Here is a 14,989-nt window from a genome sequence, read left to right as displayed (position 1 = left end):
CGGCTATTCGCGGCGGCTATTCGCTTGGTTTTTCGGCATGTTGCTTGGTGCGCCGCCAGTGAGCAGGTCGATTTCTGCGAGCGTCTTGTTGTAGCTGGCCGTCGCTTGCGCCAGGCTGATCTCGTAGTTGAATACCGTCATCTGGCTGTCGAGCAGAGTCAGGAAATCCACGCGGTTGACGCGATAGGCCGCGAGCGCTGATTCAACCGTCAGCCGCGCCTGCGGCAGGATCGCGTCCTGGTAAAGCCGGGCCGATTTCAGGCTCTGCTCCGCAGTCGCCACCTGCTGGCGCAGTTGGGCGCCCACCTCGTTGCGTTGAGCCTGGTAAATACCCAGGGCCTGGTCGCGCGTGGCGAGCGACTCCAGCTCGCGAGGTTCAAGCTTGCTGCCGCGCCAGACAGGCAGGTTGATCGCCACCGTGAAGCTCACCATGTCTGGGCGTTTGGTGCCATCGAGCATGTTGTCGCGCTGGCCATAGGACATGCGCAGGTCCAGGTCCGGGTAATAGTTCTTGCGTGCGAGTTCCAGCGCCTTGTCGTTGCGCGCGATCAGGCTTTGCAGCGCCAGCAATCGCGGGCGCTGCGCGAGGGCGACGTCGCGCAGCGCTGCCAGGTCCAGGGGCTGCCCACTTAAGTCGCCTGGCGATGGCGGCGGCGGGATGGGTGGGGCCAAGTCGGAGCCGCGGCCCAGTGTGCGTATCAGTTCGGCTTCGATCGTCGCCTGTTCGCGGGCGAGCCGGAACAGCTCGTCCATCATCCGGGAAACCTGGGTCTGTGCCTTCAGGACGTCGGCCTGATTGCCGCGGCCCACCGCATAGTGATCCTCGGCAATGTGGAGGAATTCGTTCAGGATGTTCTTGTTTTTTTCCACAAGACGGATCATTTCGAGGGTGAGGCCGAGATCGAAATAGGCCATCTTGATTTCCCGCGCCACGCGATTGACCGTTTCCGCATAGCCATGTTCTACCGCTTCCGCGTCCCTTGCCGCCACGTCCTTGCGCAAGCCGCGTTTTCCGGGAAAGGGCACGCGTTGGGACAGACCGATCATTTTCATGGTCATGTCCTCGCGATTGAATGTCGACGACGCCAACGGCATATTGATCACCCCTGCTTCCAGCACCGGGTCGTCGAGCGCTTCAGCAGGCGCTATCCTGTGGCGTGCTGCGTCGCGCTCCCTCAGCGCAGCCTGAATCTCTGGATTGTTGCGAAGAGCTTCCCCCAGGAGGGCGGCGAGTCCCGCAGAGAGACCCGCGTTGCCTGTTGCGGTAAATGTTCCGGCAGATGCTTGGTACGTGACCGACAGCGCCGCTGCCGGGGCTCCCCCGCCGCGGGTCTCTTCCTCGGCATCTGCCCGTAGCGCGGACATGGACAGCGCGACCCCGAAGGCGATGGCGGCAATAGCTGCGCCTCGCGTCATTGTGGACCCCCCGTTGAACCCTGTTTTTTTATTTCCGAAATGAGGTAACTGGAGCCGGCTTTTTCAAGCGCGAATTCCACTACATCGCCTTTCTTTAGCGTGCGTGCCGATACAGGGTCCTTCAGGGGGAAAGGCATCGTCATTCGCGGCCAGTTAAGCGCGGGGATAGGCTCATGGTCTATTTTTATCCTGGCCTTTTCCGGCTCGACCTGGAGCACGACGCCACGGCCTTGAATCAGCCCCGGGCCCCGAGGTAGTTCCTCCCGGGGCGGAGAGTAAGGTGCCGTCAGTGCCTGATCGGCGAGTAACAAGACTAGCGCGCCGGCGAGTACTGCTGCAAGTACCAGCGGCAACACGGATGACAGCGCGGATGACAGCGAAAGTTTCATCCTGATCTCCTCATGATTGAGTAGCCGCTTCTTGCCGTTATCAGGTTCGATCTCGGCTACCAACTGTTATGGGAAGGGAAACGCACGCGGCAATACACGCCGCGGGGGCAGCCCAATTAACAAGAATGGGTGAGTGACGCCTTGGCTACCGGGCCGACTACTTCTGCTGCTGAAGAGTGGAGCCGGTTAAGCCAGCGGCGCGGGAAGAGCGAGAGGAGGATGTTGCGGCTGCTCGGGAATGAGCGAGATGAAGCGGGAATTGAAATCGGCAGGGTAAGAACGCGCGCCGGCGAGATTCAGCATGGCAGCGGCAGGCAACAAGCCAGCGCCGCTGATGTGGCACACCACCCCGTCGCAGGGCAACCCCATGCCGGCTTCAGCTGAGGCATTGCGATCTGTCGTCCCGTAGTTGTCGTTACCCGGATCGGGAATCGAATGCTCATGGCTGACAGTTTCGTGCTGACTGCAGGGAGCGGAAGAAACGCCGTGCGGTGCCTGTGCTTGGTGTGCGGATGCCAGGCTTTTAGCCTGGGTGCACAGCGGCATGATGGCGGCAAGCGCGCCTTGCAGCGGCAGCCCCAGCATGATCAGCAACAGGAAAAGTCTACGCACGTATGACATGATAGCTTCCAGTATGGGCATTTTCCGCGCCCGGGGCAAGTCTCACATACGGTTACACGGAACAATTTTGCCGGGACCGTTTTATTGCCGTGATGACTTAGCCTGGCTGGTCCGGATATTACTCGGGCGATATTCTCAAGCAACAATTTCGCACGTCGGGCTAGCATAGCGTAATGTGGGAACGCCGCGGCTGCAGCGGTTCGCGACAGGTTACGATCCCCGAGCTCATTCTGCGGGTCCAGCGGCCCGCGCTCATCAAATTCCTTTATGAGCGCATGCAAGGCGCCCGCGATCAAGCGCGTTCTTGTTTGCTGGCGCGGGAATGTGGAGATGACTTGGATTGCGCGCTGGGATTTGACTGCTACGCGTTTCGCCGAACGGTACTCATGGCCGGAGGTCGCCCAGCGATGTTCTCAAGCGATGTTGAGGCCGGGTGCCGGGCGCTTCGAACCGTCGGCTTTGTAGTAACCCAGACCTGAGCTGGCCATATATGTCAGATTTGGTCGCGATTCGAAACTAAGATGAAGGGCCGACTTCGGCTAAAACCGCCGTTCAGCGCCGCATCTATAAAGCAGACACTCACTGTCCAAGGTCGCTGCCAGCAATTGCAATATTGCATTTTTGTCCATAAACTCGGTATTTAAAAAACGGTGTCCGCCTTTCACGGTTATTAGTACTGTATGGGCATACCGCATATTGCTGAAACGCTTGTCCAGCAACAGCTTCACCGAGTTAGACAGAAAATTTTTTCTATCTAAATGGAAGTTGGGCGGCTGACTCATCCAGATGCGAGGAATCAACCGCTAAACTCGTTGTTGTGCCGAAACGATGCTATGGACACCGACCTTGAAGAGATGACACGTGAAGAGCTTGTTGCCGAAGTACGGAAGCTCCGGCAAGGCATTCGTGAACATCGCGACAGCAGTCGTCATGAGCTTTGCTGGCACCATCCCTCACTTTGGGGCCTCTTGCCAGAGAAAACAGATCCAGTGCCTGTCGTGCCCGAATGGCCAGAATTCATGCATGGGTGCGTGAGGTACCGGCAGTCACTCGACGAGCAAGCGCCAAACGCTCCCCGGACCAGCGAACCGTACGCGAAGTGACGCGCGTGCAGCCCTCCAGCCGTTGTTGCTTTCCAACAGACCCTGTCCGTATAGATACTACTCAAGAGCTTGCCCAGATTTTAGTTGGGTGCCCGAAGGAGATAGCCCGTGAATTAGGGTCCCACTGTGTCATGTTAGCTCTCGCAAGACGACTAATTGATACTCACGGTCATCTTTGACTATGACGAAACGTGACTAGGAGAGACGTATGAAAAACGAATCCAATGACGCCCAGATTCGACAACTCATCGATTCTTGGGTAACAGCGCTACGCGCAAAGGACATAGACGAGCTGATGTCTCACTATGCGCGGGATATCCTGTTGTTCGACCTAGCGCCCCCGCTGGAGTATAGGGGAGCCGATGCGTATAGAAAAAACTGGGAGGAATGGCTACCCACGTTCCGGGGGCCGGTTGGCTACGAGATCCGTGACCTAAGCATCACGACGGGCGACGACGTGGCCTTCTCCCACAGCCTCAACCGGATCAGTGGCGTGAGGACGAACGGCGAGGAAACCGATGTTTGGATGCGCGCGACCATTGGTTTCCGCAAGATCAATGGCAAGTGGATCGTCACGCATGAGCATTTCTCGGTGCCATTCGATATGGAACCCCCTTACAACGCATCGCTTAGCCTCAAGCCCTAGCGTTTCTCGCGCACCTAAGTTGCCGAATGGTCGCTTCGAACAAATGAGAGCTCGTTCCAGCGGCTCAACCAGTTTCGCCGCGTTCGACGCATCGCCGAGGATAACCGCCCTTAAAATCGAAGATTTGGTTACGTCCTGTGTTTTGGGCATGCGCAGCACACCGGTCTGAGTTTGTTCGGACTTATGCCCGCGCCCAACGTCTAAGCCGGTTTCAGTACAGCCCTGGAACTCATCCACTGTAAGCAAGGGGCATGGAAAGAATCAGCCGTGATACCTCGCCAGGCTCATCCATTTGAACATAGTGCCGGGCACCAGGCAACAGAAACAGCTCAGAAGTTGGAAAAAGTTGGTGAAAGCTCTGGGCCACGCCTTTATTCAAGTAAGGATCGGCATCACCGAAAATGATCCGCACAGGCCGTTGAAACGCTTTAAGTGCAGGAATCATTTTTGAGCGCGATCTTATGGTCGGCAGCAGGTCTTCGTTCAACCGAAAGAACGCAGGACGAGCGCTTGGTTTGGCATCGAATTGTTGATACAGCAACGGAATAAATTCCTCTCTGGCCTCTGCATCGCGGAAGAATCTACCGACTTGCCATAGAAACATGCGGTGGAAGATCAAATTACCAAACATTTGCGACACAGGCCGTGCGATATTTCTAACCAGCGCTGTTGAGAACAGCCAAATCGCTTCTGGGGCTCGGAGCGTCCGCATTTCACAATAGTAAGTGTTGAGCAACACGAGCCCTGCGACGCGCTCAGCGTGGGCAACTGCCCAATCGATCCCAGGTGGCCCGGAAGCATCGTGTACTGCAAGGACAACGCGCTCGAGATGCAGTTGTTGGACCACGGCATCCAACTCCAGCACCTGGTTTGCGGCGGTGTACGGATAACCAGCTGGCTTATCGGAAGCGCCCCAGCCAAGAAAATCGAAAGTGACTATTCGCCGTGGTGGCGAGAGGTGGGAAACAAGGCGGTCATAAAGGTGCACATTATCGGGAAAGCCATGCATCAGGATGATCGTCGGTTCCTCACCTGAGTACTCCCGTGCGTAAATCCGATGTTGATTCAGTTGTACGAAGTTCTCTTCGTAGTTCATCGCTATGCCAGGAAAGGTTGCCGGTGGGAAAGAGGTAGCCCAGTCCCGGTGTCAAACTCCCTCCGTGCTCCGCATTCGGTTATCATAAATTTCTCCATAGGTAAATAATCCACACCCATCGAGCGTCCATCCAAACGGAACCGCTACACATCCCTTAGTACAAGGAGGCGCTGCCGATATCCTTAGGCGATGTTGAGGGGAATGCCTCGTGCCTTGAAGCGCCTGATTTCCTCGTTGCGGCCGCGATCATCCAGCGAGCGAAACAGCGACTGATCGAATTGCGGGTTTATCAGTTGCGAGATGACGATGTAGGCCAAATCGCAGATGCGCCCCCGGAAGTCGCGTTCGATGTATTCCGGCATGTCATCGGGCAGCGACCGTGTGTCGTCCAGCAGCTTGTCGAGATCGGGTTTAACTGTGGAAAGGACTTCGCGCACCGTCCGCGCCTCTTCGGTAGCGAGGAGCGCCCAAAGGACTTCAAGCCCTTCCTTGCGCGCGTTGAGCCCTGCCGTGCCCAATTTTCCAAGCAGAGGCGGGACCGCATCCTGCTCGAACAGGCACAGGATGCGCCGGGCGTTGTACGCCTCCAGGGTCTGGCTCTCTTCCAGCGGCTCAACCAGTTCTGCCGCGTTCGACGGATCACTGAGGATAATTGCCCTTACAATCGGTGATTCGGTGACGTCCTGTGTTTTCGGCGTACGCAGGACTTGCGCTAGCAGTTGCGGGGGGATGGCCATTTCTACCTCAATAAATGTTCACGATGCCGGAGGCGCTTACGCCATTCAACGCTTTCACCACCGCTTTTGATCCGCTTTTGCTAACAGGGTCGTGCCCCTTGACCAGCACCTGTTCCAGAAACCGGGTGGCATGGGTGGTAGCACAGATGAGGCCGGTCATCAGGAATTTGCACTTGGACTTCGCAGCCTTGCGCCGATTGTCCAACGGCTTGAAGAAGTGCACATGGCTGGAGCAGGAAGCCATGAACAGCAATTTGCATGCGAGCGTTGACTTGTCGAGATCGACGGAGCCGACCTGCACGGAGGTTTCGAACTCGGGGGGCTTGCGCGGGAGGATGTTGTAGAAATTCCGGTCCTTGAGCGGCGTGTCGCCGCGCGCGGTCGTAGTGGTGGAGAGTTTGGCATAACAGGTATTAAACAGCCGCCAGGCGCCGGCGGTGGAACAGGCCGCTACTGCCGCGATCTTCTTCGCTTTGATGGCCTTCTGCTGGGCTTTCGCGGTGGCCGCCGCCCTGACCAGCGCTGCGGGAAGAAACGCGGTTGCGGGGGACGTGGTGAGGTCGTACTCCACGGGCGTCACCGAGTGGTGCACAAGATCGTCGATGCATTCGGTATCGGTCGCATCGTAGCCCATGCGGAAGTGGACGCCCCATGGATTGACGGGGAATGTCTTTGCATCCGGCACCGTGGGCGTTCCGGCAGGCCCGAAGGCCGGGCCTTGCCCATAGCGGGAGTGGCCCTCGTAAACCACGAAAATATCCGCGGTATCCAGCGCCTTGGCGAATTCCGCCTTGGTGTACACCACTTCCACCTCGTGCGTAATGCTTTTCGCGCTCGCGCCTTTCGGATACGTCCATACCGATACCGCGCCTTTCTTTGGATCGCAGTTGTCCTTAAGAAATTTGAGCAACGCTACCCCCTGCCCTACGTCCCGGATCTCGATACCCTCCGCAATGACGATCTTCTGTGCCATGGCTCTAACTCATCTATATCACTGCCCAGTACAAGACCGTGTTCAGCCACAGGCTAAGGAATGATGACTTTCAGCTCATCGTACACAAATCCGTCCGTGGGTACCGTGACGTCAAATTCGTCCACCACCGGATATACCCCCTCCGGCTTCGCCGGATCAGCCGGGGCGCCGGGGGTCGACTCCACCGTCACCCAGTCGGCCCCATTCATGCCAAGCTTGTCCTCGCGGCCGCGGTACTGGTCGATTTCGGTGAGTAGCCCGGCAAGCGGACCGGAGTTTACATCGTAGCCCACCTCACCTTCCATATGCTTGGCCAGCCACTGGATCGCCTCGCGCTCGCGGCCCCGGCGCATGGGGATGCAGATGCGCGCCCAGGGGCTGTTGAGAAATTCATTGCGGCGACGGTCGCCATCCAGCTGGATGAGCCAGCCGAGCGAACTGCCGAGGGGCGCAGGGTCGCTTTCAGCGGTTATTTCATAGGCTTCGCGTTCGAGCCCGACGGTCTTGGAGGCAAAGCGAGGTTTCCACCACGAAGGATGGGTATAGGTGAAGATGCCATCGATATCGAAATAACGGTGGAAATACTCGATTTCCAGCGGTGTCGGGTCGCTGGGGTCGTCGCCGCGGCCGAACAGGTAGCTCACCATCCGATTCATGACTTCGTAGCGCTCCTCGCGCCGCAGGTCGTTGGCGGGGCGGCTCTTGATCTTGCTCTTCTCGGTGATCAGGGCCTTGTTTTGCTCAAACTGCTTCTGTAGCGCCTCTTCGGTAATCTTCGCAACCGCGGCCTGACGCTGGGCTTCCCATGCCGCCATCACGCTTTCCGAAGGTTTCCAGACATAGCTGTAATTCACCTGCACGGGGGCGCTGTCGCCGGGCAGGACGCCAAGCTTGGCGGTATAGGTGCGTGTGCCGGGATCCCATGTTGATCCCAGGTCGAATTCGTTGTGCGGCGCAGGAGAAAGGTCGTCCTTGCCCCCTCCTTCCAGATCGGTGATGTTATCGATGCGCACGCCGGCCACGTCCCGGTCATCGCCCGGCTTGACCACTATGGTGACGTAATACATCTTGCGTCCGGAATCGTACAGAATGCTGGTGGAGGTCGACTCGGACTCGACCCCGCCGCTGGGCCGGGGCGGGACGCCTGGCGGTATTTCAGGCACGGTGATTGGGCCCGTCTCCCGGAAGTGGACGAAACGGCTACGGGCCAAGCCGGTGCCAGGGTTACGCAAATACAACTGCCATACCAGCCGAGGCCCCAGGTCCTGCACCTTGACCGCTACCCGGCGGAGCACCCGCCGCAGGCCGTAACTGACCGGCTGGGGACTTTCGTTACGGATCACACGCCTCGTCGTGGTAGTTTCCGTCACTTCCGTAGTGTCGCGCGTCTTGATGCTGAAACTCTTGGTGATGCGCTCCGAGGCCCGTTTGGTTACTTCCTTCAGCCGCCGGGTAGAATATTCGCGGCTGCGCTGCGAACTGACGCCAAAACTCGCCGAGGCGGAAGCGCCCACCTGCCAGACACCCACTCCACCCGATGCGTTGGCGGACATCGACGCAGAGACGTCCTGCTGAACCATGGACGACACCTTGTCGGACACTTCATCCAGGTTTTTTTCCTCGACCGCCTGCTCGCTTACGACTTCAAGTCCCTGTTCGAGAATTTCCTCATGGATCTGCTTACGCACTGTCTGATAGATAACCTCCAGGGTCTCCAGCGGAGCAACGGTGAATGCCTCCTCGATGGGGCCGACGCCCTCCTCCTTATTGAAATAGAGCTGGCGGAAATAATGGGCTATGCCGATGGGGGACAGAGCCTCGTGTATGCTGATTGCGCCCGGCCACATATGCGGGAGAATCGTGCCCCTGAAATTGGTGTTGGCCAGCATCAGTTGCATCAGGTCTTTGTCGGGCTGCGCGACCCATTCCTGCGCCGCTTTCATCAGGTTGTCCTGGATTCCGTCGCGCGTGCCCATGAAGTCGAAATCCGGCTGGCGCGCGCCGAGGCGGTTGGAAACAGCCATCGGAATGGTTTTGAGCCCTTGGGTGAAGGAATTGAAGCGCCTTGCCGACGCAGCGGGTGCTGCTGTTCCAGCCGCACCCACCATGCCGGCAGCGCCGGCCTCGCCAACGTTTGGGCCCTGCTCTCCTGTCAAGTGCGCGGGATCGGTAATTGAAAACCCGTTCAGGTAGACATCCTTGCCGATTGCCACTGCGTTGGGGAAATTTGGCACCTCGACCTTCTGTATCGCCTCGGGCGGGATCGCGCGGCCGTGGATATCGATTGGCACCCGCATTTCCTGTCCCCTGAACTCGAAATCAATCTGGGTGGGCAGCGGCTTGCGGAGCGTTTTGCTGAGCGCGAGCGCAGCCGGCGTTTTTCCGTCAAACTTGATCGCCGCGGCTTTTGGCAAGCGATAGGCCACCGCGTTCGAGATAAACCGGATGCCGATAAGTGAAATCCAGCGCAAAATGAGGGGTTCATATGCAGCCACTGTCATGGTTGCGTACGCCTCGGTAAAACGCTTCAGTTCGGTTGTCATGGGCCTTCTCCTGATATCTATTCCTACTTTAGGTGGAACGGTGCGAGGATTTGCCTATTGGCTCACGTCTCATTTCAGGCGGTTTTGTTCGGTAGACAACATGGGGCCGGCGGACGAGATTGATACAATCGGTTTTCCCTTGGATTACAAGTTTGCGTTTTAGCGCAGCGCACGCAGCGCATAGACTAGGTATAGATGAACCCGAGAGGAATGCAATACGGAAAGGGGCGTCATCACTTGCTACGCATATTTGCCGTTCAGGTCGGGTACCAGCCAGGCTGGGCACGCGAATAGCAGAGCCCCGCTGTGTGCGACGGGATATATGATGGATGGGTTGCATCTGGTTTGATCGGATTGCGTTAAACCGTTGCTGCACGCTCCATCGCGCATTGAATCATTACCGGAAGGTCACAGTCATGGGTAAAAAAGGCGACAAGAAAGAAAACGGAACCAAGAAAGAAAACGGCAAGGCAGGCAAGCTTGGAAACGGCAAGCTTGCCTTAAGCAAGCCAACCATTGAAATGTCGAAGAAAGAATATGAAGAAACGCTATACAGGCTGCAGATCGAACTGGTGAAACTACAGCGGCATCTGATCAAGAGCGATGACCGGATCGTGGTCATCTTCGAAGGCCGGGATGCCGCTGGCAAGGACGGGACGATCAAGCGCATCACCGAGCATCTGAGCCCGCGCGAAACGCGTGTGGTGGCGCTGGGCAAGCCTTCCGACCGGGACCGCAGTTCATGGTATTTCCAGCGCTATGTGCAGTATTTGCCTGCGGCGCAGGAACTGGTGCTGTTTAATCGCAGTTGGTACAACCGGGCCGGCGTCGAACGTGTGATGGGCTTCTGTACCGACCATGAGTATGATGAGTTCATGAATTCCGTCCTGGAGTTCGAGCACATGCTGATCCGCTCGGGCCTCAAGCTCTTCAAATATTACCTGGACATCAGCAAGGCCGAGCAGGAAAAACGCCTTGAAGATCGCAAAAAGGACCCGCTTGCGCAGTGGAAAATCAGCGCGCTTGACCAGTACGCATTGAAGAAATGGGATGAATACTCACTGGCGCGCGACAAAATGCTGGTCCACACCCACAACCTTATCACCCCATGGATTATCGTCCATGCGAGCGATAAGCCATCGGCGCGGGTCAATCTCATCAAGGATATGCTCAGCCGCCTGGAGTATGAGGGCAAGGAAGAGCGTCTGATTCTGCCCGACCCACAAATCGTGGCGACGTTCGAAGCCTCCTTTATCGAGGAAGGTCTGCTCGCAAGATAAGCGCGAAAGTACACCCGGCTCAGCCGCGCCTGCCTTGATGTCAGGCAACCGAGACGACTGGCTCAGCGATAGTGACCCGACATGTCGGCCCAATCCAAGCTTTTAGGGGAGTGGATATACCTTACTGTTTTGTCGCCGAAGCGAGAGGGTGGAGGTTCACGTTTACGTATTTGTGAAAAAGCTCATCAACCTTGGTTCGGTATTGATCCAGCCGTGGGTCCTTGGCATAGGCGTCTGCGGTTTCAAGTATTGCTTTGTTAAAGTCTTCATCGCCCGTGCGCAAGGAGAGCGTCACCGACCCGTCTTTGGCCAGTGCTCTTTCCCAGCGGTGGCGGATATCTGCCCAGAAACCGCTAGTTGATTTCCAATAGTCCGAGGCGGGTTTAAAGTCGTAACCGCCAATGCGACGGTACTCATTGAAACCGAATTCCCGTACGAGTAGCTCGTCTTTACCATTTTCTGCGCGTATTACCTTGGTGTTGTCCTGCTCATGCGCCCAACCCTGTGGGGTGATGGTATGCCGGTTCTCCCCATTGATGAGCTGGTAGTCGTCCCGCTTGGTATATTCGCGCCGGGGCAAGGGGCGCCAGGAGCGGTCCGAGGTCCAGGTTGAAACCCCATATCTATGGTTCCATTTTCCGCTGCCCGAATAGCGTGGTGCATCGTTTACCTCGTATACCAATTGCGTCCATGTGCCCGGGATTGTGGCTGCTTCCCGTTCCCGTTGCTCGACTCGCTGGTTGCCTACATAAGCCCAGTGTCTGGGTGATTCGTAAACCCAATCCTGGCGCCAATGCTTGGTGATGGTCCCGCCGCCCATTACAAGGATGTGCTGCAGCGAGATCCGTTTACCCGTATCTTCGACCAGCAATACGTGCTCGAACGCCGCGCTGCGTTTAGGAGCCTTACGCGTGTAACCGGGCTTTAGCACAACGGTTTCGTCGAAATTAAATTTCACCTGGTAATTGCCCAGCATTGCAAGAATGGCACGCCGATCGCACTCGAAAGCATTCTCACCGGCTGCGCACCCAGCAACGGGTCGTTCAACAGTCGAGTAGTCGTCGGAAGCCGCCACGGAATCCGGTACGGACCCGGGCTTTGCGAGAAAAGATTTACCGGCGCAAGCGCTCAATAGGGGCAGTAAAAAGAAGCAGGCTGCAACTATAGATGAGCGTTTCATCAGTATCTCCTAACCATGATTTAGCAGACGACTAAGACTGGAAAATTTTGAAGTTGTTGCGACACAAAAATTAGACTTAAAGTTTTTTCTCTGCCTCTCCACCCCCTGTTATTGCTAGAAATAACAAATTATGAAGAAACGGGCTTGGATGGCGAGACGGCTGGCGGGCTGGCTGGCTTTAACGCTGGCTGGCTTGCGGGCATCCGTATTGCAGTTTGCAACCGGTGTGACATTATGCCTGTGAGATAGGTTCAGGGAAAGGCGAAAGATGCCGCTGGTTCAAGCCCCTTGCCCTGAAGCGCCAGGCTCTTTTTATAAAGGCATTTTCCCGTTCCCGTAAAACACCGGTGCAGGCCAGCGCGGCCGGCTCGCTCCTTTTGACTGCGGAGATTTGCCACATTACCAAAATAATTGGTCAACTGGCAGGTAAATTCAACGGGAAAAGAAGAGGTTCGCAATATCCGGCAGAATGTTACGAACCTGAGGAGGTTATGAAAACCTATGGGAGAAAAGACTGAAAAAAACATCATGTACTACATGCTCATCAGCAACAACAAGCAGCTTAAGTATAGAGGTGGCGGATCGGATTGGGAATGCGGCATATTGCCGCGCGACAATATGTCGCACCTCAGAACGGTTCGTTTGAATCCAGCACTCGGTTTCTAGACAAGATATACGAGTCGGTAACCTGTGGCTCAGATAAAGCAATTGCGAGCCTTTGCCTCGTGAATCAGTATGGACAAGTCAAGGGGAAAACAGGGGAATTTTTCATGATGGCAGCAACTTTAGGGTTACTAGGTGCATGCGCATCGATGAGAACCTCTTGGCACGCGTCGCTGTCATTAGGGAAATGCTCTCCCGAGTGGAGTGTGAGGACAAGGAAGAATATCGTATTCTGTCTCATTCCCAACTAGCTCCACTTTAGAACGTTCCCAAATTAATGGGCAACTCGTTTACTGTCTTTTGTTTCAAGTTCAACAAGTCGTTGGTTATGTATATCGATGCTTAATTCTGCGCACACCCGTTGCTTTTGAATATGGGTCGTCGAATATAAGTGCATATGGGCTAACACAAGTTGTCTTAATATCCATTGCGCTAGCGAATTATTTTTAATATCTTGGTTAAGATCACGCAACTTACTCAAATCCTTTAATCCACCTTGATATTCCAAATCTATTGCCGACAATACTAATCGATAGATAGTTGTTGGGTTACCGACGATGACGCGTTCGATTATCCTGGCAAGATGGGGTGACGCTACCGATATTCCACATCGGCGGATGAACGCTGTCACGATCATTCCGAGAAGCTCGAACGTCTCCTTTTTTGCTCTAGCGTTTCTTTTCAATTGGTCATCTTCTAAGCCACGCTTTTCTATGACCTTTTCGATGCTCTGTATCAACCACTCGGAATCTTGTACGAGCAGTTCCAAGAAGTAACGTAAGCCCCGGAACGCTCCGTCAAATAACTCTTTAATCAGCTGTTCCTTTACCTGAGCTTCTAGCTGCCCGTAGTGATTCTTTAAAAACTGCCCCAGAATATCAATAGTTTTTAATAGAGAAATGAGTGCCACGAACTCCGGTGGGAGAGTCTCTGAGTCGGGCATCAACTCTTGTCTTTTCGCCTCCGTTTTGTCCTGAAGGTTTCTTATTTCTGTACGATTTTCAAGAGGATCACTTTGTATATATATCAGATTGGGGGTTGATTTAACCAATCCATTCACAACATCAACATCATTATCAAGATTTACGGGTGAACATTTGGCAAAATGTGTCTGTAGGATAAACAATATACCTTCATACACTCGCTTATCTCTTGAATGATGAGCTAGAAAAAGAACAGTATTACTGCAGTCAGGGTTGTGTAAACTTAAACAACATTTGCGGATGAATTGGTTTATCTCCTCGGTGTCGAGGTGTTCCGCGAGGTATTTTCCTAGGAAAAAATAGTAAAGGTAGGGAAAGACAAAGCCGAATCCGTCGTCGCACTGCTCGAAGAGCTTAGCCTGCGCTAGGAGCCTGCTCCTGTGAGTAAAATCGAGCGACAGGCCATGACGCTCAGTGAACTGATGGTGAAACTGCTGAAAGTCCGTCGTGGAGATTTTTTGACTCGGAGTTTGGGAAACAAACCATCCCAAATGAGCGCAATAGTTGAGAATCTCTGCGTGCTCCTCGCGACTAACATGCTGAACTTCTAAGCTATGAATAATGAGATAGCGATAGTAGTCCCCCAGGGCACTGTGTTGTAGATCGGTTGGAGAACCTGCTTCCAAAGTTTGAAGCAATGTCAGCATGAAAAATGGCGTGGATGGCACCACTCCCGCGCCGATAACAGACGTCACCAGCTTTTCCATCTGATCAATTAATGCAATTGTTTTTTCCGGGGGGTGTATGTTCCCGCCTAAATTAGCCCATCGTTTTATTAGTTCGAACCGGCGCCTGTGACCGAATTCGAGAAGTGTGTAATGATCAAGTTTATTTAAAATGCCGAAACTATTAGGTGATATGTACTCGCGAAATTCGAAGAATTCACCGCACGTAATTACCATTAAACTAAAGATGGAATTAAGGTGAGTTAAGGCCTTGGAAAAATATTCACCTGATAGCTTAGTATCATCAAGATCGTCAAGTAGTAGAACGCGTCGCTCACACCCAGATTGCCAGAAAGGTGGGATAGCCTGCTGTCCATAAGCTTTAGATACGGCCTTTTCAACGATTTTTTGTATATCGCGAGTCGTACTCTTGTTAAGTTCTTTCCCTGAAAGAAATACTGGAACGAAGCTACGCTCGTGATAGCTCCGAAACAACTGTTTAAGCAACGATGTTTTCCCGTATTGCTCTCGCCCACGAATAACTACTCCTCGTTCTAGTTTCTCTGGGCTACGTAAGCCGGCGGCATCGAAAACTGTCCTGACGTCATCCCCAAAAACTAGGGCAGTTCTAAATTAGAGTAAAGTCGCATCTGGCTCCCTTATTGAAGGAGTTTGAAGCGATGAAGAGATCCCG

11 protein-coding genes are annotated in these 14,989 nt (G+C 54.8%); 2 read left to right on the top strand and 9 right to left on the bottom strand.

The window, feature by feature from the left end:
- Positions 1 to 3: 3 nt before the first annotated feature.
- The 3 genes from BM022_RS11480 to BM022_RS11470 all read right to left on the bottom strand — a co-directional run bounded on the left by BM022_RS11480 (position 4) and on the right by BM022_RS11470 (position 2,426).
- On the bottom strand, positions 4 to 1,416 hold the full coding sequence (locus tag BM022_RS11480; RefSeq protein WP_256209140.1) for a TolC family protein: 1,413 nt from the start codon (positions 1,414 to 1,416) through the stop codon (positions 4 to 6).
- On the bottom strand, positions 1,413 to 1,805 hold the full coding sequence (locus BM022_RS11475) for a copper-binding protein (protein ID WP_091139434.1): 393 nt from the start codon (positions 1,803 to 1,805) through the stop codon (positions 1,413 to 1,415). The genes BM022_RS11480 and BM022_RS11475 overlap by 4 nt, the downstream gene beginning before the upstream one ends.
- 186 nt (positions 1,806 to 1,991) lie before the next feature.
- Complete coding sequence (locus BM022_RS11470; protein ID WP_143079574.1) at positions 1,992 to 2,426, bottom strand: hypothetical protein; 435 nt, start codon at positions 2,424 to 2,426, stop codon at positions 1,992 to 1,994.
- Positions 2,427 to 3,737: 1,311 nt separating this feature from the next.
- On the opposite strand from BM022_RS11470, the gene BM022_RS11450 reads away from it, so the two are divergent.
- Complete coding sequence (locus tag BM022_RS11450) at positions 3,738 to 4,175, top strand: YybH family protein (RefSeq protein WP_091139427.1); 438 nt, start codon at positions 3,738 to 3,740, stop codon at positions 4,173 to 4,175.
- Positions 4,176 to 4,404: 229 nt separating this feature from the next.
- On the opposite strand, the gene BM022_RS11445 is transcribed toward BM022_RS11450, so the two are convergent.
- The 4 genes from BM022_RS11445 to BM022_RS11430 form a co-directional block, all read right to left on the bottom strand.
- Positions 4,405 to 5,271, bottom strand: a complete 867-nt coding sequence (locus BM022_RS11445) for an alpha/beta fold hydrolase (protein WP_218146877.1) — start codon at positions 5,269 to 5,271, stop codon at positions 4,405 to 4,407.
- 182 nt (positions 5,272 to 5,453) lie between these two features.
- Positions 5,454 to 6,008, bottom strand: coding sequence for a hypothetical protein (locus tag BM022_RS11440; protein WP_091139425.1), 555 nt, complete (start codon positions 6,006 to 6,008; stop codon positions 5,454 to 5,456).
- 7 nt (positions 6,009 to 6,015) lie between these two features.
- Positions 6,016 to 6,981, bottom strand: a complete 966-nt coding sequence (locus BM022_RS11435; RefSeq protein WP_091139424.1) for a hypothetical protein — start codon at positions 6,979 to 6,981, stop codon at positions 6,016 to 6,018.
- Positions 6,982 to 7,034: 53 nt separating this feature from the next.
- On the bottom strand, positions 7,035 to 9,524 hold the full coding sequence (locus BM022_RS11430) for a hypothetical protein (protein WP_091139422.1): 2,490 nt from the start codon (positions 9,522 to 9,524) through the stop codon (positions 7,035 to 7,037).
- A gap of 416 nt (positions 9,525 to 9,940) precedes the next feature.
- Here BM022_RS11430 and ppk2 point away from each other — a divergent pair, with 416 nt between their 5' ends.
- A complete protein-coding gene (gene ppk2, locus BM022_RS11425) occupies positions 9,941 to 10,804 on the top strand; it encodes a polyphosphate kinase 2 (protein ID WP_091139524.1) in 864 nt (287 codons plus the stop codon).
- Positions 10,805 to 10,925: 121 nt separating this feature from the next.
- On the opposite strand, the gene BM022_RS11420 is transcribed toward ppk2, so the two are convergent.
- Complete coding sequence (locus BM022_RS11420) at positions 10,926 to 11,984, bottom strand: DUF6607 family protein (RefSeq protein ID WP_091139420.1); 1,059 nt, start codon at positions 11,982 to 11,984, stop codon at positions 10,926 to 10,928.
- A gap of 937 nt (positions 11,985 to 12,921) precedes the next feature.
- Positions 12,922 to 14,802, bottom strand: a complete 1,881-nt coding sequence (locus BM022_RS11410) for an STAND family AAA ATPase (RefSeq protein ID WP_091139417.1) — start codon at positions 14,800 to 14,802, stop codon at positions 12,922 to 12,924.
- Positions 14,803 to 14,989: the final 187 nt, after the last annotated feature.

It is taken from the genome of Nitrosospira sp. Nsp14, from assembly GCF_900113575.1.
In the GTDB taxonomy this organism is placed as follows: Bacteria; Pseudomonadota; Gammaproteobacteria; order Burkholderiales; family Nitrosomonadaceae; genus Nitrosospira.
The sequence above is the reverse complement of the archived record's forward strand: the minus strand, read 5'-3'. Positions and strand labels throughout refer to the sequence as shown.